This window comes from Streptomyces abyssalis (assembly GCF_001751365.1).
Taxonomy (GTDB): Bacteria; Actinomycetota; Actinomycetes; order Streptomycetales; family Streptomycetaceae; genus Streptomyces; species Streptomyces abyssalis.
Window position 1 is genome coordinate 119730 of record NZ_LJGT01000038.1, and the last position, 21806, is coordinate 141535.

A 21806-nucleotide genomic window follows, 5' to 3' on the forward strand; every position below is an offset into this window, starting at 1 on the left:
CCGAGGCCTCGGAACCACGGGCGCCGGGAGCCTGACCCGGCTTCCCCTCCGGGATGTGGGAATCGCTGCTCACCGTCGCCGCGAGGGATGCTGACGGGCGCATACGCAGTCCTTTCCGGAACGGATGGTGGACGGGGAGTCCGTCGTGAGGGAGCCGGTCACGGGGTCGTGGACGTGTCGGACGAATCGGGGTTCTCCGTGCCGTCGTCGCCGGTGAGTTCGTCGCCGGTGGGTTCGTCGCCGGAGAGCCGCGAGACCAGGAAGGCGGCTCCCAGTGCCGCCGCCGTGAGCGCTCCGAAGACCAGAGCGATCCCGGGATAGCCGGCGAGGCCGAGCCCGGCGCCGCCCAGAGAAGCGCCGACGAAGACGCCGAGGCTCATCCCGGCGGCGTTGATGCTCAACGCGGACCCGCGCAGCGCCCCGCAGCGCCTCACCAGCAGACTCACGGCGCATGCCGCGACGACCGCGTGACTGGCCGCGTGGAGCGAGGTGAGCGCAAGAGCCAGCGGAAGCCAGTGCGTGAAGTAGAACCCGACGACGGAGGCCATGGCCGCGACAAGGCCGAGGATCAGCAGGTGCTCCGTACGCACCCGGGGCTGGGCGGAGTTCGTCAGCCGTCCCGTGAGGAGGTTGCTGACGAAGAACGACGCACCGCTGAGTGTCCAGACGAACGAGAAGAGTCCGGGGTCGAGTTGGAATCGGCTGTCGTAGTACGCGGCCAGATATGCCAGGTACCCCATGAACACCGCCGTGCGGAGAAGGGAGATCAGCAGCAGCGGCACGGCACCGCGCACCGCGGCGAGCGCCTTGAAGGAGGCGAAGTAGCTCAGCTTCTCGCCGCCGTCGGCCGCTTCTTCCTCCTCGACGGAACGCCCGCGCCGTGAGAGCAGGATGGCCGCGAGCAGCAGCGAGACTGCTGTGACCGCGAGAAGGTCCCCCTCCCATCCCCAGAACACCGCGGGCAGCGCGATCACGGGCGCCGCCAGCATCGCCGTCATGGACTGGGTGGCCGTGACCAGCGTCGCCGCCCTGCTGGCCGCCTTCCCGGAACCGAACCGGTCGGCTGCCGCCGCCGTCAGTGCCGGATTGAGTACGGCTGTCCCAGCCCCGACGAGCAGGCAGAACGCCACGAGAAGGACGTATTCGCCGCTCGCTCCGAGAGCGGCCGAGACCGCCAGCACTCCGAGCCCGCCGGCAGCGGCCCACTCCTTGGGGACCCGGTCGATCAGCGGCGCCAGTGCCGTACCGACCAACAGGGCGGCGAGGCCCCCGAGTCCGCGGAGTCCGCCCATCGCTGCGACGCTGCTTCCGGACTCGCCGGCGATCGGTACGAGATATGTGCTGAAGATGGTGAACGGCAGCAGCCCGACAGCCGAGGCCAGCAGTATCGGCCACAGTGTGCGCGTCATCTTCAGGTCGCCCGGAAGCTGCTCGCCGGTGTCCTGGTCGTCGCGCTTCATCTGTGAAGTCCCGGCGCCGTTGCTCACGATGCCTCCTCGAGTGCCGCCGCGGAGCTGCCGGCCCGGTAGCGGTACAGGACGGTCGCGTCCGCGCTGAACTGCGAGAAGGGGAAGGCCTCGGCGGAGAGGGCGGTGACGCCGCCGGCCAGGAACGCGCGGGCGACGGCGCTGCCGGACTGTGCGTAGACCACGAGCGGCACGTCGTTCTGCCTGCAGTGCTCGAGAATCAGGTCGAACGTGCCGTTGCCGAGGGTCATCCCGGTCGCCACCACGGCGTCTGCCTGCTTCAGGACCTCGGTCATGTCGTCCGAGACCGGCTCGCCCCACTGCGTGGTGCGCAGGTTCAGGTCACAGGGCAGAGCGACGCCTCCCCGGTCGCGTATCGCTTCGATCAGTGGATTCACCACACCGATCAGGGCCACCTTGGCGCCCGGATCGAGGTCGAGGAGTCCGGCGATGGCGGCGTCCCGCGCCCTCGCCCGTATCTCCGGCGTTCCCGTGGGCAGCGTGACCGGCTCGGCCTCACCGGCGTCCCGGTGCGGCCGGACCCGGGAGAGATAGGCGTCCAGAGCGGCGATGCGCACGCAGGTGGACTCGCTGCGCAGGAGCGTCTCCAGGGTGAAACCGGAGGCGTTCTCGCAGAACTCGGGGCTCAGCTCGCCCGCTTCGAAGGAGCACGCGCCGAAGCTCTCTCCCACGCGCAGCAGGAGATAGTGGTTGTGATACGTGACCTCGCTGCCCGCCAGCCGCGTCGTGTGATAGAGCCAGAAGGCGCTGGTGACGGTCACGTCCTTCGGATCGGGGCCGTAGGCACCCTCCAGTATTCCCTCGGTCAGTTCCGCGACCGTGTGCGGCTTCGGGTAGGGCATTCTCAGTTCTCTCGTCGAGTGGTGGGTGTGCTGCCGGCTGCTCTGCGAGCAGGAGGCCGCCCGTTCGGGCCGGCCGGGTTCTTTGCGGGGCCGTGGCGTCAACTGCCGTGCGCCGGGCGGGACATGTCACGCCAGGAGGCCGCCGACCAGGGGGGTTTCAGTTCGTCGAGGGACGTGATCTCGTGTGGCCTCAGGGTCTCGATGCCCTTGGCTCCGCGGTGCTGGGCGTACGCGTCCTCGACGTAGCGGTGGCCCGTGTCGGCCGCGATGAAGACGTACGTGCGCGAGCTGTTCCCGCGTCGTTCCCAGAGGGTCGTCAGGTACGCCGCCCCGGCCGACAGCCCGGCGAATACGCCGGTGCTGCGCAGCAGTTCGACGGACCCCGACAGGGCGCATTCGAAGTTGACCCAGTGGATCCTGTCGTACAGGTCGTGCCTGACGTTCCTGAACTCGATGGCGCTGCCTATCCCGGCGATGATCATGTCCGGGTCCGGCACGTGCTCCGACCCGAACGTCACGCTGCCGAAAGGCTGAATGCCCACGACGGACACGTCCCTGCCGGAATCCCGTAGATAGGTGGCGATGGCTCCCGTCGACGCACCCGAACCGACGCCGCCCACCAACGTCACCGGCCCCGCGGGGATTTCCCTGTCCATGACGTCGGCGACCTCTCGGTAGCCGTAGTAGTGGATCTCGTCGTGGTACTGCCGCATCCAGTGGTACGACGGGTTCTCCTCGAGGATTTCCGCGATCCGCCGAACCCGCAGTTCCTGGTCCAGCCGCAGGTTCTTCGACGGCTCGACCTGTTCCAGGGTGGCGCCGAGTATCTCCAGTTGCACACGGAGCGTCCGGTCCACGGTCGTGGAGCCCACGATGTGGCACTTGAGCCCGTAGCGGTGGCACGCGAGCGCCAGCGCCTGCGCGTAGATGCCGCTGGAGCTGTCGATGAGCGTGTCGCCCGGTTTCACGGCCCCCGAGTCGAGCAGATGGCGAACCGCCCCCAGCGCCGAGTAGATCTTCATCGTCTCGAAACGCAGGCAGATCAGATCCGGCTGGAGACGGATCAGATCGGGCTGCTTGATCGCTTCCGCGATATGTGAGTGCATCCCCCGCGCCCGTCAGACCGCTGCGCTTCGGCGCAGCTCGAACAGGAACGTCTGCACCTCGTCCGTGTCCCACGTCTGATGGTGGATCACCTCCGGGAGGAACCCGGATTCGATGGCGTACGCGACGATGTTCCGCAGTTCGGAGGTGTTGGAGACGATGAAGTAGATCTCGCCGTCCTCAGCCAGCAGGTTGCGCTGCACGATCTGGTCGAAGAACCGCCGCACGATGCCTATGCCCACGCACACGTTCCGCACGACGGCCGGGTCCTCACTCACCGTCTCCCGCACGGCGGGCGGGTTGAACGTGACGACGTCGAACTGCGCCCCGTCGGGCACCCTCTCGAACAGGTCGGAGACCCACGGGTGGAAGAGGGTCCCGGGCCGGTCCCCCACGATCCGCTCGTAGACCTCCGTCATCGCCCGGACGCTCTCCGGATCGATGTCCATCGCGTGGATCTCCTTCGCCCCGCGGAGCCCGGCGACGACCGCCTCGACACCGAGGCCGACCCCCATGGCGGCGTACGACCTGCCGCTGACGGGGATGGTCCCGTCCAGGATCCGGTCGTGGATCATCCGGCTCGTCTCCCCCGGCGTGAAGACGCCCGGAGGCATTTCGAACGTCCAGTCCCGGTAGGCGTATGTGCGCCATGTGTGCAGGTCCGCCTTGGGAGTGTTCAGGGCGATGATCTCGTCCGCGGGAAGCGTCTGCGGAAGGGCTTCATGAAGAGCCCACGCCCTGCCCACGGCCGGATCGTCAGCGGACAGTGCTGTCCTCGTACGGTTCTGCTCGCCCATGGCTCCTCCTGCTGGGTCTCTTCCTGCGGGTCCCGGCCGACTGCACTGCCTCGTCATGACGCGCGCCTCCCGCAGGAGGCGAACTCCGAGGCTTCCCGCCGCAGTTCTCGCGGGGTTTGCCCGGGGGTGGCGCACACCCCGGTACGGGACGGCTGAATCCGAGCGGCTGCCTTGCGTCAGCGAGCATCGACTACATGGAAATGATTGTCAAGAGCACTTTTCGTTCGCCACCCACTGCCGCCAGAACAGCGAGAACCTCGGACACCGGCGGACACCCGGGCACATGCAGCACCGACTTGCCTCATCACGGTCGGATGAGTTAGAACGATTATCAGTTTCATCTTCACCACCGGTCGTCACCCCGGCGTAGGTGCCCGGTGCCGGCATCGCCACAGCCGTCAACCGACCTCACGCGTACGCGAGAAGCCCCTGCCCCCGCATGGCCGTTCAGCCGGGTCCGTACGTGAGCGGTCCCTGAACCTCAGCCGCCTTCACCGGGATGTGACATCGAGTCGGCCGCGGCTGGTGCTCGGCGGTTCTCGGCCACACGCACTCGTGCGGTCGCACAACTGCGGCCACGAGCAGGTGATGCAGGAAGAAGAGAGGAACACGTGAAGCTCTCCCACGACGTGACACCGCGACAGGGGCTGCAGGGCACGGGCACGGCCTTCGGCACCTTCGGCGAGCTGCTGCAGGGTGTGCTGCCGGGAGATGGCGGCGACTTCCTGGTGACCCTGCCGGTCGCCCGGTGGAGCATGGCGACGTTCCGTCAGGACCCGGCAGCCGACGGAATCGCGGTACGGCCCGTACACAAGAAGAAAGCTCTGCAGCTGGCGCACTTGATCGCCGAGGAGGAGCGCCGCCCCGTCAGCGGCGTACTGACCGTCAGCAGTGTCATCCCCGAAGGCAAGGGGCTGGCCAGTTCCTCGGCGGACCTCGTCGCCACTGCCCGAGCCTTGGCGAAGACCCTCGGTACGCCGATGCCTCCCGCCAGGATCGAGCGGCTGCTGGCCCGTATCGAGCCGACGGACGGCGTGCTCTACCCGGGGATCGTCGCGTTCCACCACCGTGCGGTGCGGCTGCGGGCAGTCCTCGGATCCCTTCCGGCGATGACCGTGGTGGGGATCGACGAGGGCGGCGCGGTCGACACCGTCGCCTACAACCGCATCCCCAAGTCCTTCTCCACAGCGCAGGGTTACGAGTACGCCCGTCTGCTGGACAGGCTCGCCGCCGCCGTTCCGCGTCACGACCTGGCGGAAGTGGGCAGGGTCGCGACCCGCAGCGCGCTGATGAATCAGCCGCTGCGGTACAAGCGGTCGCTGGAGCCGATGCGGGAGATCTGCCGGGAGGTCGGCGGTCTCGGTGTGGCCGTCGGGCACAGCGGCACGACCCTCGGAGTGCTCCTGGACTCCCGGGACCCGTCCTGCACGCGCAGGGCCATGGAGGCGGCCCGGGCATGCGCCGAACTGGCCGGCGGTGTCGCCGTCTACCGCACGCTCAGCTTCCCCGGCGTGCGCGCTCCCGCCGCCGACCCCATGCTCACGGCCTGAGGGAGAGGCCGGAGCGGGAGCGGTCCAGTGGTCGGAACATGGAGCTCCTGTCCGGGCAACCACACTGACCAGGCCACATGCGGCCGGAGGGCTCCGCCCCGCCAAACCGCACGCATCGATGAACCTCCGGAACCACTCGAAGGGATACGAACAGCAATGCAGGAGATGCTCACGGCCCCGGCCGATGCCGGACTGGTCCCCGAACGACTCGACATGGAGTGCGCCGACGCCGTCTCACGCTGCCTCGCCCGGGACGGCGCCGTCGTCCTCACGGGACAGACCCCGTCTCCGCGGGCCCTCACCGTCGCCGCAGCCTTCGCCCTCGGCGAGCAGCTGCGGCAGCTCTTTCCGCAGCGTCAGCGGTCCTCGTCCGAAGGGTCGCCGGTGCACCTGCACGCGGACAGCTTCGACATCGTCGTGGACCTGGCCGGAGTGCCCACGAGGCGGCGCCACCCCGATGAGGACTACGCCCTCGTACAGCTCACGCGGCCGCCGCTGTCAGGGGGAGAGTCGTTCGTGGCCGATGCGTACCGCTTCGTGGACACTCTGCGAACCGCGGATCCGGAGCTGTGGGACTTCCTGACGCGCACCGACGTCGACTTCTACGGAGCATGGGGCGGTTTGCGGGGCCTGCCCTCGACTCCTCGCGCGGGCAGGCACGTCGAGTACACCCGCTCCGGTCGCCGGATCGTGCGCCGCAGCGACGGCGCCGTGCCGCTGCACCGGGACCCGGACGAGGAGCACATCAAGGTCATGCTGGCCCGCTTCGAGGAGAGGGTCGGCGCACTGGAGAGCACCCTCCCCCGGTTCCCGCTCGAGGAGGGGGACATCCTGATTCTCGACAACTACCGCTGCTGGCACGGCAGGGACGCCCACACCGGCGAGCGCACGACCCGCATCCTCACCTTGCTCAGCGCGGACGCACGCTGACCAGCGGGGCGGCCCTTCTCCCTCCCGCGAGCAGCGGCATCCGGGAAACAGCATTGCTAATGGGACCCATTTTCATCCAGCGTGCCGGGACGCCCACTTTCCCACACCCTCAGGGGCAGGAACTGGTCTTCATCGGCACCGGATTGCACCCCGCGCCACCGCACGAAGCCTCGCCCGGCTGCCTCATGACAGGCAGGAGAGCGTCCCGTCCGCCGACTCCTTCCCGGGGTGGGAGACCTTGGGCATCGACGACGACTGCGAACACGACCACCCCGAGCAGCTGCCTGCCGCGCACAGGTGAGGTCGCCGGGCTGGACAGTGGCCGTGGGGGCCCTACTGTCCAGCCCGGTCTCCACCTGACCGGAGGCTTCCGGCGGGGTCCCCGTCACCCGGTGCACCCTGCCCCACCACAGCCGTGAATCGCACAGCAAGGCGCCCGCTCCGCAAGGGGCTTGGCATGGGTGTAACGACAATCGTTGCCAGATACAGTTGCGTTCAGGACTCAGTTGCATCAGAGCCGCAGTAGATGGAGGACCATGTCCAAGGGCATACGCATCACGGTCGTGCTGGCACTTGCCCTGGGGGCGACGGCGTGTTCGGGCGCGCCTCACCCCTCAGCGGGCGGCGACAAGAAGGCCGGCACGGTCGTACGCAGCTGCGGGCAGTCACTTTCGGTGCCCGAAGTGCCCAGCCGGGCCGTCACCCTCGACCAGTCCTCGACCGAGACCTTGCTCGCGCTCGGCATGGCCGACCGCATGGCAGGGACCTCGTACCTGAAGACGAGCATCGCGCCCCGGTACCGGGCCGACTACGAGAAGGTGCCGGTGCTCAGCCCCAAGACCCTCACCAGTGAACAGCTTCGGGCAGCCAATCCCGATCTGGCGGTGGCTTCCTTCGCCGAGCTCTACAGCAAGGACCGGGTCGGCACGCGTGAGGAGTTGAAGGAATCGGGCCTGCCCACGTACGTGAGTGCCGTCGACTGCCCGCGGCACAGCAGGGCGGGCATGACTCCGTTCGACCTTCTCTTCAAGGACTACGAGAACCTCGGTCGCATGTTCCGGACGGAGAACCGCGCTCAGAAGCTGATCGACAGCCAGAAGAAGCAGGTTCAGCGGGCGGCGTCCGTCAGCAAGAAGGTGAAGGGCAAGCCTTCTGTCGTATGGATCTACTCGGTGTTCGAGGGTGCGCCGTATGTCGCGGGCAAGGGGGGTCTGCCGAGTGAGATGAGCAGGCTCGTGGGCGCCGAGAACGCCTTCGCCGACGTCGACGAGCAGTGGCCCGAGGTGTCGTGGGAAGCAGTGGCCGACCGTGACCCGGACCTGATCGTGCTCGGCGACATCCCCGAACTCGGACAGCCGGGCGACAGCGCCGAGGACAAGCTGCGCATGCTGCGCGAGGACCCTGTGACGTCGAAGCTCTCAGCGGTGCGGAACAAGCGGGTTCTCACCGTGCCGGGCATCGAGATGGATCCGTCCGTACGCAGCACCCATACGCTCGGTCTGCTCGCGGACGAAATGAAGGACCGTGGGTATGCCCGCTGATCGTGTCGATCAGGCGGAGGCCGCACCGGATTCCGCGGCAGCGCGGGCGACCGCACACAGCACGGCATCGCTGCTCCATCCGTCCCACCGCGGCGCTACGGCACCGAGCGGGAGGCACCACGACCATCGGCCGCAACGGGCCGAGCCGGGCCCCGGGATGCTCCGGCCCGCACTCTTCCTCGGTGGCGTCGCGCTCCTCGTGTTCTCGATGGCGGTCTCGGTACGCATCGGCATCAGCGACATCGGATACGCCGACCTCGGCAGGGTGCTGGGGAGCCGGCTCGGTCTGGCAGTCGAACCGCTGCCCCCGCTCGTCGACTCCCTCATCTGGGATCTGCGCATACCCCGAGTCCTTCTGGCGGCTTTCGTGGGCGCGACTCTGGCGTCGTGCGGAGCGGTCCTCCAAGCCGTGACCGGCAACGCCCTGGCCGATCCCTATCTCCTGGGGGTCTCCTCGGGCGCCTCCAGCGGCGCGGTATCGGTCGTCGTCCTGGGCATCGGCGCCGGTTCGCTCGGGGTGACGGGCGGGGCCTTCGCGGGCGCGCTCGTATCGTTCGGCCTGCTGATGTTTCTGCTGCGCCGCAGCGGCCTGGACTCCGTGCGGATTCTGCTCACGGGTGTCGCCGTGGGGCAGTTGTTCATGGCGCTCACTTCGCTCATCGTCATGGCGTCCGGCGATGCGGAGACGACACGGGCGGTGGCCCACTGGCTCCTCGGCTCGATGGCCTCCGCCCGGTGGGACGGGGTGGCGATCTGCGCAACCGTCACAGCGGCCGGGCTGTTCGTCCTGTGGTCGTGCTCCACGGCACTGGACGGCTTCGCCTTCGGTCAGGACACCGCGGCATCGCTCGGCATCAACGTACGGACGATGCAGAACGTGCTGCTCGTGGCGACCGCGCTGCTCACGGCGGTAGCCGTCGCGTTCGTGGGTGCGATCGGGTTCGTGGGGCTCATCGTCCCGCACTGCGTACGGTTCCTCGTCGGGCCTCTGCACCGGTCCCTGCTGCCGTTCTCGGCTCTCGGGGGTGCGGTGTTCCTGGTGGTCACGGACGCGGTGGCAAGGGTCGCGTTCGCGCCCCAGGAGGTACCGGCCGGGGTCTTCACGGCGCTCATCGGCGCCCCGGTCTTCGCCGTCATCCTCCGTAAGCGGGGAGGACTATGAGAATCGACGTCGCACAGGTCGGCTGGACCGTCCGGAACAAGACCATCATCGAGGGCGTCGACTTCACGGTCACGTCCGGGGAGACCGTCGGGCTCATAGGCCCCAACGGCTCGGGAAAGTCGTCGCTGCTGCGGTGCGCCGCGGGGCTGCTCAAGCCGACGCATGGTGCCGTCCGCTACGACGGGCACGACATCAGGGTGTTCGGCCCTCGCGGGATCGCCCAGCACATCGCCTTCGTCGGGCAGACTTCCCACACCGCGGGCGAACTGCGGGTCGCCGACGTGGTCGCTCTGGGACGCACGCCCTTCCGCGACCGGTGGCGCGGCCTCAACTCCACGGACCGCCTCATCATCGACGCCGCCCTCGCACACATGGGCCTGACCGGCCTCGCCACCCGTACGTGGAGGACGCTGTCCGGCGGAGAACAACAACGGACCCACGTCGCACGCGCGCTGGCCCAGCAGCCCTGGGGAATTCTTCTGGACGAACCCCTCAACCACCTGGACATCAGGTACCAGTTGGAACTCATGGAGATGCTGGCCGCCACCGACCAGACCGTTCTGGTCGCCGTACACGACCTGGCTCTCGCTGCCCGCTTCTGCGACAGGCTCATCCTGCTGAACCAGGGGAAGGTCACCGCGGAAGGAATACCGCACGACGTACTCACTGCGGAGAATCTGAGGAACGTCTTCGGAACCGAGACGGAAATCACCCGCGACAGCGGCGGACGGCTCACCATCAGCCACCGAGGTGTCGCACCGGGGCCCGAGTCTTCCTCCACCCCCGGCTGAACTGCCGAAGCATCGATCTCGCCTTGCTCCCCGACTCGGCACGGACCGAGCCCCGGCCGGAACGGCGTGCATGCCCAGGATTGATCAAGGGCACCGCCCACCCGACGGGCTTTGGAACAAGAACGACCACGTCATACCGGGGAGTATTCACAACATGAATCCGACATTCGCTGTCGGTTTTCGACACGTGCGTCAATAGCTGTTTCCGTATCACCCTCGTGACACGCTTCATCAACATCCCACACTCTGCGCACCGAATTCCTCGGCCGCCGGCTGCCTCAAGCCCGGCTGTCTTCGATGCCGCGAATCACAAACGGAGTTGAGCAACGTGACAACGACACAGCACCGCGTCCACGACAGCCACAGCCACACGCACGGCGAAGGATGCGGACACGTCGCCGTACCGCACGGCGACCACATGGACTACGCACACGACGGGCATCTGCACCGCCCTCACGAAGATCACACCGACGAATGCGAAGCACAGGAGCACCGGGAACACTCCGGCCACGACCACATGCACGGCGAAGGATGCGGACACGTCGCCGTGCCGCACGGCGACCACGTGGACTACGTACACGACGGACACCGGCACGCCGCACACCAGGGCCACTGGGACGACCACTGATGACCCCCGAAGGAACCCGTCATTGCGCTCCGGACCTTTGCCCGGAGCGCTGACGGGGGCCTTTCCGCCAAGGCGACGCACGACCGACGCAGGCCGGTTCACCGTCCGCGGTCGCCATCGATGCCCAGAGGCCGACGGGGATCACCAGGAGGACTTGGTGACCCCGGGCAGGTATCCCTTGTGTGCGAGTTCGCGCATGCGCACGCGTGAGAGTCCGAACGCCCGCAGGTGACCGCGCGGGCGCCCGTCGACGGCGTCACGGTTGCGCACCCGTGTGGCGCTGGCGTCGCGGGGCTGACGGCGCAACTCACGCAGAGCGGCCGCCCTTTCCGTCTCCGTCGAGGACGGGCGGCGAAGTATCTCCTTCAACTCGGCCCGGCGGGCCGCGTACCGCTCCACCACGGCCTTTCGCTTCTCGTTCTTGGCGATCTTGCTCTTCTTCGCCATCAGACCTTCCCTCCTCGTGCGCGGATTCGCGCGACGGCCCTTTCGATGCCGATCGCGTCGACCGTCTTGATCCCCTTCGCGCTGAGGGTGAGCCGCACATGGCGGCCTTCACTCGGCAGCCAGTAGCGCCTGCGCTGGATGTTGGGGTCGAAGCGCCGGCGGGAGCGGCGGTGCGAGTGGGACACGGTGTTGCCGAACCGGGGCTCGGCGCCGGTCAGTTGGCAGCGGGCGGACATGCGGTGACCTGCCTCTCGTGGCTCATGGTTTTGTTAATGGAAATCATTTCCATATACTACACGCATGCCAAGCAACGACCTACGTCCGATCGTCAGGCTCCGGTCCACGGCCGGCACCGGCTACACCTACGTGACCCGCAAGAACCGCCGTAACGACCCCGACCGCATGACCCTGCGCAAGTACGACCCCGTCGCCCGACGCCACGTCGACTTCCGCGAGACCCGCTGAGAGCCCACGCGACCGAGCCCCACGCAAAGGAGAGCGCCATGAAGCAGGGCATACACCCCGACTACGGTCCCGTCGTCTTCCGGGACAAGGCCGCGGGATTCGCCTTCCTCACCCGCTCCACCGTCACCAGCGACACGAGGATCGACTGGGAGGACGGCAACAGCTACCCCGTCATCGACGTCGAGATCTCCTCCAAGAGCCACCCCTTCTACACCGGCACAGCCCGCGTCCTGGACACAGCAGGGCGGGTGGAGCGCTTCGAGCGCCGCTACGGCCGCCGAGAGGCGCGCTGATGGAGAGCCGGCCGAAGCTTCCCGTCGTCATCGCCTGCGGGCTGCACTCCGAGGCACGTACCGAGGTCGTGGACCGGCTGCTGCGGGCCGTGCCCGGCAGCGTCGCGCTGCACCACGACCACTCGACGGCCTCACACGGAACGGTGCGGCGGACGATACGCAGCGCCGCCGGCGAACTGCACGCGGGAGAGGCACCGTTGGTCAACGACTGCGCCTGCTGCGCCCTCCGCCAGGACCTGATCCCCGAACTGGAGAGGCTGGCCACGGACGGCATCACCCGGCTCGCCGTCGTGGAACTGTGGGACTCCGTCGAGCCCAAGGCGATGGCCGAAGTCGTGGCCGCACACGGCGAAGACGTCGTCCTCACCAATGTCGTCACGGCCGTCGACCCGGCCCTCGTCCTGCCCTGCCTCGGCAACGGCGACGACCTCGCAGACGCCGGCCTCGCGGCTGCCGCCACCGATCAGCGCACCGTCGCCGACACCTTCGCCCGCCAGCTCGAATACGCCCCCGTGCTCGCCCTCGTCGACAGCGAAGACGCCGACGAGGAGGACGCGGCGTTGCTGAACCAGCTGCATCCCACCGCGCACCACGTACACGCGGCATCCCGTGAGTTGGCGGCCGCCGCCTTCGCCGGTTTCGACGTGCGTGCCGCCGCCGCGGCTCAGGACCCCGCCTGCGCACTGCTGCCGCAGGAGGCGGACGACTCCGGGGTGAGCACCTACGTCTGGCACCGCGACCGTCCCTTCCACCCGGAACGGCTCTACCGGGCGCTCGAGGACCTGACCTGCGCCGCTGCACGCAGCCGGGGACGCTTCTGGCTCGCCGACCGCCCCGACACCCTGCTGGGGTGGGACGCGGCCGGCGGCGCACTCAGCGTCGAGCAAGCGGGCCCCTGGCTGGCCGCACTCCCCGACGCCGCCTGGGACATGGTGCCTCCGGAACGCAGAGCGGCCGCCGCACTCGACTGGCACGACGAGAACGGCGACCGCTGCCAGCACCTGGTCTTCACCTCACCGGGCCTCGACCGCGACGGCCTCGGGGAAGTCCTCGAGTCGTGCCTGCTGACCGACGCCGAATACGCCGCAGGTCCCGACGCCTGGCGGCGGCTGCCGCCCACCTTCGCTCCGCTTCTCGATCACGCGATCTGAAGCCGCCCGCCCCCGAATCTCACCCCTGGAGATCCTGTGCCCCGTCAAAACGCCGCCCGCAAGCCCGTCAAGTCCCGCCGCAATCCCCTGGACGCCGCCGGCATCACCTACATCGACTACAAGGACACCGACCTCCTGCGGAAGTTCATCTCCGACCGGGGCAAGATCCGCAGCCGCCGCGTGACCCGGATCAGCGCACAACAGCAACGACAGATGGCACGGGCGATCAAGAACGCCCGCGAGATGGCCCTGCTGCCGTACGGGAGCCGGTGAACGCCGCTCGGCCGCTTACCGGAGGAGCACCGCCGGCCGCCACGAAGAGTCCATCGAGCTGAACCACCCACCGGGGATGAAAGGTGCCTAATCATCATTTAGAGCTTGTTTATTGCCATCGCCTAACGTCATGTCAGATCTCCGGGTCCCCCGCCGGAACGGAACCTCCGCTCACGCGCACTGAGCGGCCGGACTCCGCGCGGGCCCGCCATACCCACCGACTCCGGGAAATGAGAGCACCATGACGAACCGCATCCGCACGACCAGACGATGGCGTCTTCGCACCGCCGCGACGGCCGGCGCGTTCACGCTGGCGGGGGCCGCGGCCCTCGCCGCACCCACGGCCTCGTACGCGGCACCGGCCGCGACGACTTCCACGGCGGCTGCCGCCCAGGAGACGCGGACGGCCCCTTGCAACTCGGGTTACGTCTGCATCTACAAGGGCGACATCTGGGACGGCAGTTCCAACCACCCCATGGTGTACAGCTTCTACCGCTACGGCACGTACAACGTGGCCAACCTCATCGGCGACTACACCGTGAAGAACTGCCAGACGGGCGGTGCCGGGGTCAGGGGACTCACGGGGTACGACGGCACGGGAAGCGTTGCGTGGGACCTCGACGTCAACAACTGCACCACGGGCCTGTGGACGAACCTTACGTCGACGAACTCCGTACGGCTCTATCCCTAGAGCTCACAGGCTCCCGCACCCACCGGGGACGCGGCCCGGCTCGCCGCCGGGCCGCACGCAGTGGTGAGCCGCGCTCGCTGTGACGGCCGCGAGGGGCCTCGGAAGAGTTCGGCCGCCAGCACCCATTCGATCGTCCCGGCGGCGGCCATGAGGTCGTAGGCCGGGTGCTGATCACCCTTGATGCCGGCGGAGCACGGCGTTTCGATCGTTTCGACGGGACAGGGAATCACTCAACCAGCACCAGAGCCGGTCATCGGACAGACCTGCTGGAGACGCTCCCTTGCCCATGGGTGGGCGGTGTCACGCGTGGGCCGTGTCCTGCCTCAGTTGGTGCAGCTGAAGTCCGAGTTGCAGTTCCAGGCCGTTCTCGTGGCGCCAGTTGAAGCCGAGAATGTTGCTGGCGCGGTCCAGTCGCTTGAGCAGCGTATTGACGTGCACGTGCAACGCTCGGGCGGTCGCCGCGACGTTGGCACGATGGCCGTAGTAGGCGCTGAGGGTGTCGACGAGGTTGGTGCCACGTCGCTGGTCGTGGTCAAGGAGCGGGCCTATGGAGTCGGCGATGAAACCTTCGAGCTCGCGGACCCGTTCGGTGTCGAAGATCATGGCGTAGAGGGCGTATCGACCCGTTGTGGCGCCCAGGTCGGTGTGGCCGATTGCTCGCATCACAGCACTGCAACGGCTGGCCAGGGAGAAGGCGCGTGACCAGTCATGATTTACCGCCCGTTCTCCGACGACGACCACGGGGCCACCCAGCGTGCGACGCAGTCGACAATGGACGTCCTCGACGGTCCGGTCGTCGTCGACGCTGTGGAGAATCGTGGTCGCCCTGCCCAGATGTTCGCCGGCCAGCCCTGAGCGGTCTCGGGCGATGTCGTGCAGGTGGCGCGAGAGATCCGTTGACGACATCGTGGGGGAATCCGCGACGAGGACCAGATCCAGGCGGTCGGCGTCGATGTTGCGAGCCCGGGTGCGGGCGCGCTGAGCAGGACTGATCCCGGGGCTGCCGACCATGAGCTCGGTCAGGAGCTCTCCGCTCAATCGCTCGCTGGCCTCGGCAACGGCCCGCTCCTTGAGGATGAGCAACCCCAGGATGTGGGTGGCCCGCTCGAGGGTTCGCAGGTCCATGTCGTCCGGGGCGCCGCGGTCCGCGGCTCCCTCTCGGGTCCACGCCAGTGCCCCGAGGTAGCTGTCGCCTGCCTGGATCGAAGCCACGCTGCGGGCCACCCCGTCGGGATCGACCCACGTCGTGCAGCGGCCCGAGCCGTGTGCGTTCTTGACGACATCGGCCAGGTCGATCTCCGATGGAGTCCGGCACGGACTCGACGTCGAGTCTCGGCGAACGAGAGCGGCGCCGGCCCTGTCGAAGAGCGCGACGCTTCCCCCGAGTTGATCGGCGAGAAGCTGCGCGACATCGCCCGGCGTCCCGCCCCCCAGCACAACCCCGGTCAAGGCTTCGTGGATCGCCTGCGCTCGCTCCATCACGGCCACGTGTTCCTCGATCTTCCCGTACGCGATCTGCAGCTCGTGCAGGGCATTCCGGCTCGCCTCGTAGAGACGGGCATTGTCGAGGGCAACCGCTGCGTGATCGGCGAATGCGCTCAGCAGCGCGATCTCGTCGGCTTGGAAGGATCGCTCCGAGCGGTCCGCGGCGAACAGGGCGCCCACCGCTTCACCTCGGATGACCAGTGGCACACCGAGAAGCGCGACGAGTGCCTCGGTAGCGGCCAGGCGGTCGAAGTTCGGATCGTGCTCGATAAGAGTCGAGTTGATGTAATTGCGCACCCAGTGCGGGCGCCGGGAGGCCAGTACCTTGCCGCCAAGCCCCACACCCGCCGGTATGCCCGCCGCGAGGAACGAGGGAGAGATCGTTCCCTCCGATGCCTTGGCCGACAGTCTGCCGTCCGCGCCGACAAGCGAGAGGTAGATGAAGTCCGTACCGATCAGATCGTGGGCGTGGTGGACGATGGACTGCAGCACCTCATCGAGCTCGCCCAGCGCAGTGAGCGACTTGGCAGTCGCATACAACGACGCCAGCTCGCGCTGCCGGCGCAGCAGGGAGTACGACTCCGCCTCGCCACCGGGGTCGCTGACCACAACGCCACCTCCTTCGCATCAGGTGAAAGAAAGACCCACCGAACCAGCGTGAGGTGTGGATGATACGTACCTCAACCGTCAGTTAGCGGCGCCATAATATGACCGCCATCACTCGCCTGTGCTATCGACGAAGGCGGCATGTATGGCAGCCCCGCTCGCTCAACCCGAAGAACACTCCGGCCCCGTTGATACCGGTTCGTCCACAACTCGACGCCGAGGCTTCCGCAAGCTGCTGACTGCGGGGCTCATCGGAAGCTCGATCGAGTGGTATGACTTCTTCCTTTACGGCACGGCAGCCGCGCTGGTGTTCCCCCGTGTGTTCTTTCCGCATTCCTCGGAACTGACGGGGACCCTCCTCGCCTTCAGCACGTTCTGGGCAGGCTTCGTGGCGCGCCCGATCGGCGGGGTGCTCGCCGGACACTTCGGTGACAAATACGGACGCAAGCCGGTCGTGGTCGCCTGTCTGGCGCTCATGGGGGCCGCGACCTTCCTGATCGGCTGCCTCCCCAGCGCGACGACCGTCGGTGTGCTGGCCCCGACGCTGCTGGTCACGCTGCGCTTCTTGCAGGGGCTCGCGGCCGGCGGCCAGTGGGGTGGCATCGTGCTCCTGCTCACCGAGTCCGCCAGCCCCAAGCGGCGCGGCTTCGCCGGAACCTTCGGGCAGACCAGTGTTCCCGTTGCCGTGATCCTTTCGAACCTCATCTTCGTGGCTGCCAGTGGCCTGATGCCGGATGACGCCTTCCTCAGCTGGGGCTGGCGCATCCCCTTCCTGGTCAGCGTCGTGATGTTCGTGGTGGTTCTCTACATCCAGGCCAAGGTGGAGGACACGCCGGAGTTCCGCGAGCTGCAACGAGAGGCGTCGGGGTCGGAGAGCGCAGTGGTCCGGGCTCCGCTGGCGCAGGTTGTTCGGAATAAGTGGGGAACCATCCTTCTCGGCTGCGGGCTCCTCTCAGCCACGAACAGTCTCTTCTACGTCAGCATCTCGGGGCTCCTGAGCTATGGCACCGGTTCTCTCGGACTCGACCGCAACTCTCTGCTCGCGATCGTCCTGATCAGTTCCGTGGCCATGGTCGTGACCATCCCCTGGTCCGGTCACATTTCGGACCGGGTGGGGCGTCGGCCGCTGATCCTGGTCGGTGGTATGGGCGTTGCCGTATGGGCCTTCCCTTACTTCGGGCTCGTCGATACCGCGTCGCTGCCGCTGATCTTCGTCGCGGTGATGGTGGGTTTCGTATTCCAATGCCTCACCTACGGCCCGATCGCGAGTTTCCTCGGTGAGCTCTTCGCTCCCAGCGTTCGTTACTCGGGCGCATCGCTTGCCTACCAACTCTCCGCGATCATCGTCAGCGGCGGCACACCGTTCCTCATGACAGCACTCATCGCAAAGACCGGGAGCACCATGCCGGTCGCCGCCTACATCGCGGCCATGGGGCTGATCACCTTCGCCAGCGCGTGGTTCCTGCCCGAGACGAACTCCGCTGAGGTCCGCAACGATCCGCACGCCATTCCGGGCACGCACCTATACCGCTGAGGGCCGGTGCCGAGCGGCACCCCGTGCCTACGCGACTCAGAGAAGAGGCCAGCGTGAGCAGAACACCGGCAAGGGGCGCAAGGTACCGTCGCCTCGCTGCGCTCGCGGCGGGCGCGACCCTGTTCCTCGGTGCCGGCCCCGCCGTCGCAACAACCTCCACCGAGGCTGGCTCCTCGACGACGGTGCCGAGGTGCGCAGGACTGGATCAGCTGAACATTCCGGCATCGGTGATGAGTCTGCCGACGCGCGGCGGTCGCGTCACGTCGGCCTCGGTCATGACCAGCCGTGTCAGTGGCGAGACGATTGAGTACTGCCAGGTCGACGCTGACATCTTTCCCGTTGATCCGGCCGCGCCCGTTATCAAGATGCGCGCCGCCTTGCCTCACAGCTGGAATCGCAAGGCGACGATGTTCGGTGGTGGCGGCTACAACGGCACCGTTCCCGACCTGACGGCGAATGTGCCGTTCGGCCCCACGGGCCGGCCCGCGCCGCTGGCCCGGCGGTACGCGACATTCGCCAGCGACTCCGGCCACCAGCAAGACCCGGCATCCCCGCCGAGTTTGGACGGGTCGTTCGGGATGAACGACGAGGCCGTGAGCAACTTCGCTGCCGGTGACGCACTCAAGAAGACGCGCGACGCGAGCATGTTCCTCATCCGGCACGCCTACGCAACAAAGCCCGTCGAGGTCTACTTCGCAGGAGGCTCGACAGGCGGCCGCGAAGCTCTCATCGTCGCTCAACGGTGGCCGGAGGCATTCGATGGGGTGATCTCCGCCTATCCCGCTTGGAACAACCTCAGTGAGGTCCTGGACCTGGGGTATCTGGCGCAGGTCCTGTCCCGGCCCGGTGCGTTCCCCGGACCCGAAAAGCAGACGCTTCTCTACAACAGCGTCGTGAACGCGTGTGACCGTCTGGACGGTGTCGAGGACGACGTCGTCTCGAACCCGGGCGGCTGCCACTTCGATCCTCATGCACTCCGCTGCCCCGGCGGTGAGGAAGACGGTCCGACCTGTCTGTCGGATCCTCAGATCGGGGCCGTGGTCGCCATGTCCTCCCCGTTCAGGTGGCCGTACCGGATCGCCAGTGGCGAGACCGAATACCCGGGCTTCCCGTTCCTCGAGGGGGCCGACATGAGGACCCCGTTCCTCGGGTTCGGCACAACCGCGCCGGCCAATCCCATGCCGGTGACGAGCGGTTACGGGATGCAGTACTGGGAGCAATGGGTCAAGTACTTCCTGACACGAGACCCTGCCCATGACTCTCTCGACGTCGATCCCCGAAATCCCGGGAAGTGGCTCAAGTGAATCAGCTACTTGTCCACGATCCAGGATCGCAACAACGCGGATCTCCGCCCGTTCGCCCGCGCCGGCGGCAAGCTCATCCTGATCCACGGCGCTGCGGACGAGCTGGTGTCTCCCCGCTCGACGAGCGACTACCACCAGCGAGTGCGCGATGTGCTGGGCCCCCGGTCGACCAGCAAGTTCATGCGGTACTACCTCGTGCCCGGGGCGAACCACGCAAACTACGGCACGCCGGCGTTCGCCGCCGGCTGGGACTCGCTCTCCGCGCTCGAGCGGTGGGTCGAACGGGGACAGCCGCCCGCGAATCCGATCGTGGCCGACACCGACCACAACCGCACTCGTCCACTTTGCGGATATCCGGACTGGCCCAGGTATCGCGCCGGCGATCCGGACAGCGCCGCGAGCTTCGTGTGCACGCACTGACGTCGGACCCAACGGTCGGGTTCCCACTCCGCAATCGCCATTCCTTCCGACGGGGTCGTCGGCGAATCCGAAAGAGAAGGTGCTCCACCGATGCTCGGCTTGATGCAGGACCGTCCGTTGTCCCTCCCCCACGTCTTCCGGCGGGCCGAACGCTACTTCGGGCACAAGACCGTGGTGTCCGGCCGCATCGACGGAGAGATGACCACGACATGGGCCGACATTTGCGCGCGGGTTCGGCGCCTGGCCGCCGCCTTCGACGAGCTCGGCGTACCAACTGACGCTCGGGTGGGCACATTCGCGTGGAACAGCCACCGTCACGCCGAGCTGTATCTAGCGGTGCCCTGCACAGGGCGAGTACTGCACACCGTCAATCACCGGCTCTTCGGCGAACAGATCACCTACATCGTCAACGATGCCTCTGACGACGTCCTGTTCATCGACCGCTCCATCCTGCCCACCATCTGGCCCCTGGTCGACACCTTCACCACCGTGCGCGCGGTGGTGGTCATGGACGACGGCAGCGACGCCGAGATCCCCGACGACGCGCGCATCGTCGACTACGAAGACCTCCTTGCCCGGTCCGGGGACACCGGGCGGGAGTTCACCGTCGCCGACGAAAACACCGCCGCCGCGCTCTGCTACACCTCGGGCACCACCGGCAACCCCAAGGGTGTGCTCTACAGCCACCGCTCGATGGTCCTGCACGCCAGCCTGTTGCTGATGGTCGACACCTTCGGCATCAACGAACGTGACGTAATCATGCCGATCGTGCCGATGTTCCACGTCAACGCCTGGGGCCTGCCCTACAGCGCCATGCTCTGCGGTGCAGACCTCGTGCTCCCCGGACCGGCGATGACCCCACCGGAACTGGCAGGCATGCTCGCCCGCCACAAGGTCACGTTCGGCGCCGCGGTGGCCACCATCTGGCGCGGACTGCTGCCCTTGCTCGACCAGCACGACCTGTCCGCCGTGCGCCAGATCGTGAGCGGCGGTGGCGCGGTCGACGAAGCACTCACCCGCGCCTACCAGGACAGCATCGGCGTGCCGCTGACCAACGCCTGGGGCATGACCGAAACCAGCCCGGTGGTCACCACCTCCCGCATCGGCACTGTGCATGACGGGAGCACGCGCGAGCAGCAGCGCGCGCTGCTGGGCACGCCTGGGCCAGCCATCCCGCTCACCGAGGTCCGCATCATCGGCGACGACGGCCGCGAAGCACCTTGGGACGGCCGCACGCCCGGTGAGCTGCAAGCCAGCGGCCCCACCATCGCCGCCCACTACTTCGGCTCGGAAGCCGCGACCGACGCGTTCACCGACGATGGATGGCTGCGCACCGGTGACGTGGCCACCGTCAACCGTGATGGCTACGTGCGCATCGTCGACCGCACCAAAGACCTCGTGAAATCGGGAGGTGAATGGATCTCCTCGGTCGAACTGGAAAACGCCATCATGGACCACCCCGACGTCGCCGAAGCCGCTGTTATCGGTGTCACCGACGCCAAATGGGGCGAACGCCCAGTGGCCTGCGTCGTCGCCCACTCCGGGGCGACGCCCACCGCTGAGGCCGTACGCGATCACCTGCGCACCCGCGTGGCCTCCTGGTGGCTGCCCGACCAGGTGTTCTTCCTCGACGAGATACCCAAGACCGCCACCGGGAAATTCTCCAAACAACAACTCCGGGCCGACATCGCCGACAATCAGTAGCCAACTCACCAAAGGCGCGTAACGCCATGGCAATCGAACCCCGCCTGATCGTCACCGACCGTGAAGCCGACGGCACCTCCGTGTTCGTCACCGACAAACCCGCCGCCCCAACAACCATCGCCGCCTTCCCCGGCACCTTCTACACGATGTGGGGTACGGACGACGGCGGCACCACCGTCGGCACTGAACCCCACGAACCGAAGACCTTCCCCTTCTTCCCCGGCCCCGGCGGTACCCGTGTCCTGTTCCTCCGATTCGCCCCCCACTCCTCCGAACCCGAACCCACCGGCGACCCCGACGCGACCGCCGCTGAGGGAGCCGAAAAACTCCCCGGCTTGCTCGATGTGTTCGAAGCCGACAACCCCGGCATGCACACCACCGACAGCATCGACTACGGCGTCTGTCTCGAAGGTGAACTCCACCTCGAACTCGACGACGGCAAGGAAGTCAAACTCACTCCCGGCGCCCTCGTAGTCCAGCAAGGGACCCGCCACGCGTGGCACAACAAGAGCGACAAACCGGCACTCATGTGCTACGTCCTCATAGGCGCCAGCCGCGAAGGCTAGAGGGTGTGTCAGGCGAGGATCAGAACAGTCCTGGG

Annotated in this window: 23 protein-coding genes; 16 read left to right on the top strand and 7 right to left on the bottom strand. The window is 67.5% G+C overall.

Translation table 11 applies throughout. From position 1 onward, the window contains the following. Positions 1-158: 158 nt before the first annotated feature. From AN215_RS07800 to AN215_RS07815, 4 genes are all read right to left on the bottom strand, one after another. Positions 159-1487 carry an MFS transporter gene (locus tag AN215_RS07800; protein ID WP_245694339.1) on the bottom strand — a complete coding sequence of 443 codons (1329 nt, stop codon included), beginning with the start codon at positions 1485-1487 and terminating at the stop codon, positions 159-161. Next, a complete protein-coding gene (locus AN215_RS07805; protein WP_070013313.1) occupies positions 1484-2329 on the bottom strand; it encodes a Rossmann-like domain-containing protein in 846 nt (281 codons plus the stop codon). Before AN215_RS07805 ends, AN215_RS07800 begins: the two co-directional genes overlap by 4 nt. Before the next feature lie 98 nt (positions 2330-2427). Then, positions 2428-3435, bottom strand: a complete 1008-nt coding sequence (locus tag AN215_RS07810; protein ID WP_070013312.1) for a pyridoxal-phosphate dependent enzyme — start codon at positions 3433-3435, stop codon at positions 2428-2430. A 12-nt stretch (positions 3436-3447) separates the two neighbouring features. Beyond that, positions 3448-4230 carry a class I SAM-dependent methyltransferase gene (locus tag AN215_RS07815; protein ID WP_216093867.1) on the bottom strand — a complete coding sequence of 261 codons (783 nt, stop codon included), beginning with the start codon at positions 4228-4230 and terminating at the stop codon, positions 3448-3450. Between the two features lie 611 nt (positions 4231-4841). Here AN215_RS07815 and AN215_RS07820 point away from each other — a divergent pair. From AN215_RS07820 to AN215_RS07845, 6 genes are all read left to right on the top strand, one after another. Next, a complete protein-coding gene (locus AN215_RS07820) occupies positions 4842-5780 on the top strand; it encodes a GHMP family kinase ATP-binding protein (RefSeq protein ID WP_070013311.1) in 939 nt (312 codons plus the stop codon). A 156-nt stretch (positions 5781-5936) separates the two neighbouring features. Continuing rightward, positions 5937-6710 carry a TauD/TfdA family dioxygenase gene (locus AN215_RS07825; protein ID WP_171904153.1) on the top strand — a complete coding sequence of 258 codons (774 nt, stop codon included), beginning with the start codon at positions 5937-5939 and terminating at the stop codon, positions 6708-6710. A 536-nt stretch (positions 6711-7246) separates the two neighbouring features. Next, on the top strand, positions 7247-8251 hold the full coding sequence (locus AN215_RS07830; protein ID WP_070013310.1) for an ABC transporter substrate-binding protein: 1005 nt from the start codon (positions 7247-7249) through the stop codon (positions 8249-8251). Positions 8252-8408: 157 nt separating this feature from the next. Then, complete coding sequence (locus tag AN215_RS07835; RefSeq protein ID WP_070013309.1) at positions 8409-9413, top strand: FecCD family ABC transporter permease; 1005 nt, start codon at positions 8409-8411, stop codon at positions 9411-9413. Further along, positions 9410-10204 carry an ABC transporter ATP-binding protein gene (locus AN215_RS07840; RefSeq protein ID WP_070013308.1) on the top strand — a complete coding sequence of 265 codons (795 nt, stop codon included), beginning with the start codon at positions 9410-9412 and terminating at the stop codon, positions 10202-10204. Before AN215_RS07835 ends, AN215_RS07840 begins: the two co-directional genes overlap by 4 nt. 328 nt (positions 10205-10532) lie before the next feature. Beyond that, positions 10533-10832, top strand: coding sequence for a hypothetical protein (locus AN215_RS07845; RefSeq protein WP_070013307.1), 300 nt, complete (start codon positions 10533-10535; stop codon positions 10830-10832). 141 nt (positions 10833-10973) lie between these two features. Here the strand turns inward: AN215_RS07845 and rpsN are convergent, their stop codons facing one another. Then, on the bottom strand, positions 10974-11279 hold the full coding sequence (rpsN, locus tag AN215_RS07850) for a 30S ribosomal protein S14 (protein ID WP_070013306.1): 306 nt from the start codon (positions 11277-11279) through the stop codon (positions 10974-10976). Continuing rightward, positions 11279-11515 (bottom strand): 50S ribosomal protein L28, encoded by a 237-nt coding sequence (rpmB, locus tag AN215_RS07855; protein ID WP_070013305.1) that lies wholly within the window; start codon positions 11513-11515, stop codon positions 11279-11281. Before rpmB ends, rpsN begins: the two co-directional genes overlap by 1 nt. 64 nt (positions 11516-11579) lie before the next feature. Here rpmB and rpmG point away from each other — a divergent pair, with 64 nt between their 5' ends. The 5 genes from rpmG to AN215_RS29760 all read left to right on the top strand — a co-directional run bounded on the left by rpmG (position 11580) and on the right by AN215_RS29760 (position 14152). After that, the gene (rpmG, locus tag AN215_RS07860) at positions 11580-11744 is read left to right on the top strand and encodes a 50S ribosomal protein L33 (RefSeq protein ID WP_070013304.1); all 165 of its coding nucleotides are present in this window, start codon (positions 11580-11582) and stop codon (positions 11742-11744) included. 38 nt (positions 11745-11782) lie between these two features. Further along, positions 11783-12037 carry a type B 50S ribosomal protein L31 gene (locus AN215_RS07865; protein WP_070013303.1) on the top strand — a complete coding sequence of 85 codons (255 nt, stop codon included), beginning with the start codon at positions 11783-11785 and terminating at the stop codon, positions 12035-12037. Further along, a complete protein-coding gene (locus AN215_RS07870) occupies positions 12037-13188 on the top strand; it encodes a CobW family GTP-binding protein (protein ID WP_070013302.1) in 1152 nt (383 codons plus the stop codon). Before AN215_RS07865 ends, AN215_RS07870 begins: the two co-directional genes overlap by 1 nt. 36 nt (positions 13189-13224) lie before the next feature. Next, positions 13225-13461 carry a 30S ribosomal protein S18 gene (rpsR, locus tag AN215_RS07875; protein WP_070013301.1) on the top strand — a complete coding sequence of 79 codons (237 nt, stop codon included), beginning with the start codon at positions 13225-13227 and terminating at the stop codon, positions 13459-13461. A 241-nt stretch (positions 13462-13702) separates the two neighbouring features. Beyond that, positions 13703-14152, top strand: a complete 450-nt coding sequence (locus tag AN215_RS29760; protein WP_070013300.1) for a hypothetical protein — start codon at positions 13703-13705, stop codon at positions 14150-14152. Positions 14153-14452: 300 nt separating this feature from the next. Here the strand turns inward: AN215_RS29760 and AN215_RS07885 are convergent, their stop codons facing one another. Beyond that, positions 14453-16246 carry a helix-turn-helix domain-containing protein gene (locus tag AN215_RS07885; protein WP_070013299.1) on the bottom strand — a complete coding sequence of 598 codons (1794 nt, stop codon included), beginning with the start codon at positions 16244-16246 and terminating at the stop codon, positions 14453-14455. Between the two features lie 142 nt (positions 16247-16388). Between AN215_RS07885 and AN215_RS07890 the strand changes: the two genes are divergently transcribed. The 5 genes from AN215_RS07890 (at position 16389) to AN215_RS07905 (ending at position 21771) form a co-directional block, all read left to right on the top strand. Continuing rightward, positions 16389-17777, top strand: a complete 1389-nt coding sequence (locus tag AN215_RS07890) for an MFS transporter (protein WP_070013298.1) — start codon at positions 16389-16391, stop codon at positions 17775-17777. A 53-nt stretch (positions 17778-17830) separates the two neighbouring features. Next, positions 17831-19081, top strand: a complete 1251-nt coding sequence (locus AN215_RS30845; protein WP_420856223.1) for a tannase/feruloyl esterase family alpha/beta hydrolase — start codon at positions 17831-17833, stop codon at positions 19079-19081. 9 nt (positions 19082-19090) lie between these two features. Next, positions 19091-19501 (top strand): tannase/feruloyl esterase family alpha/beta hydrolase, encoded by a 411-nt coding sequence (locus AN215_RS30850; protein ID WP_420856222.1) that lies wholly within the window; start codon positions 19091-19093, stop codon positions 19499-19501. A 90-nt stretch (positions 19502-19591) separates the two neighbouring features. Beyond that, positions 19592-21205, top strand: a complete 1614-nt coding sequence (locus AN215_RS07900; protein WP_070013297.1) for a long-chain fatty acid--CoA ligase — start codon at positions 19592-19594, stop codon at positions 21203-21205. 26 nt (positions 21206-21231) lie between these two features. Continuing rightward, positions 21232-21771, top strand: a complete 540-nt coding sequence (locus AN215_RS07905; protein ID WP_070013296.1) for a cupin domain-containing protein — start codon at positions 21232-21234, stop codon at positions 21769-21771. Positions 21772-21806: the final 35 nt, after the last annotated feature.

What these genes read in the sequence shown, in the direction of transcription:
- AN215_RS29760 (WP_070013300.1), top strand. Translation starts at nt 13,703, where the DNA reads ATGACGAACCGCATCCGCACGACCAGACGATGGCGTCTTCGCACCGCC.
- rpsN (WP_070013306.1), bottom strand. Translation starts at nt 11,279, where the DNA reads ATGGCGAAGAAGAGCAAGATCGCCAAGAACGAGAAGCGAAAGGCCGTG.
- rpmG (WP_070013304.1), top strand. Translation starts at nt 11,580, where the DNA reads ATGCCAAGCAACGACCTACGTCCGATCGTCAGGCTCCGGTCCACGGCC.
- AN215_RS07825 (WP_171904153.1), top strand. Translation starts at nt 5,937, where the DNA reads ATGCAGGAGATGCTCACGGCCCCGGCCGATGCCGGACTGGTCCCCGAA.
- AN215_RS07810 (WP_070013312.1), bottom strand. Translation starts at nt 3,435, where the DNA reads ATGCACTCACATATCGCGGAAGCGATCAAGCAGCCCGATCTGATCCGT.
- AN215_RS07870 (WP_070013302.1), top strand. Translation starts at nt 12,037, where the DNA reads ATGGAGAGCCGGCCGAAGCTTCCCGTCGTCATCGCCTGCGGGCTGCAC.
- AN215_RS07900 (WP_070013297.1), top strand. Translation starts at nt 19,592, where the DNA reads ATGCTCGGCTTGATGCAGGACCGTCCGTTGTCCCTCCCCCACGTCTTC.
- AN215_RS07840 (WP_070013308.1), top strand. Translation starts at nt 9,410, where the DNA reads ATGAGAATCGACGTCGCACAGGTCGGCTGGACCGTCCGGAACAAGACC.
- AN215_RS07835 (WP_070013309.1), top strand. Translation starts at nt 8,409, where the DNA reads ATGCTCCGGCCCGCACTCTTCCTCGGTGGCGTCGCGCTCCTCGTGTTC.
- AN215_RS07830 (WP_070013310.1), top strand. Translation starts at nt 7,247, where the DNA reads ATGTCCAAGGGCATACGCATCACGGTCGTGCTGGCACTTGCCCTGGGG.
- AN215_RS07815 (WP_216093867.1), bottom strand. Translation starts at nt 4,230, where the DNA reads ATGGGCGAGCAGAACCGTACGAGGACAGCACTGTCCGCTGACGATCCG.
- AN215_RS07890 (WP_070013298.1), top strand. Translation starts at nt 16,389, where the DNA reads ATGGCAGCCCCGCTCGCTCAACCCGAAGAACACTCCGGCCCCGTTGAT.
- AN215_RS07905 (WP_070013296.1), top strand. Translation starts at nt 21,232, where the DNA reads ATGGCAATCGAACCCCGCCTGATCGTCACCGACCGTGAAGCCGACGGC.
- rpmB (WP_070013305.1), bottom strand. Translation starts at nt 11,515, where the DNA reads ATGTCCGCCCGCTGCCAACTGACCGGCGCCGAGCCCCGGTTCGGCAAC.
- AN215_RS07805 (WP_070013313.1), bottom strand. Translation starts at nt 2,329, where the DNA reads ATGCCCTACCCGAAGCCGCACACGGTCGCGGAACTGACCGAGGGAATA.
- AN215_RS07865 (WP_070013303.1), top strand. Translation starts at nt 11,783, where the DNA reads ATGAAGCAGGGCATACACCCCGACTACGGTCCCGTCGTCTTCCGGGAC.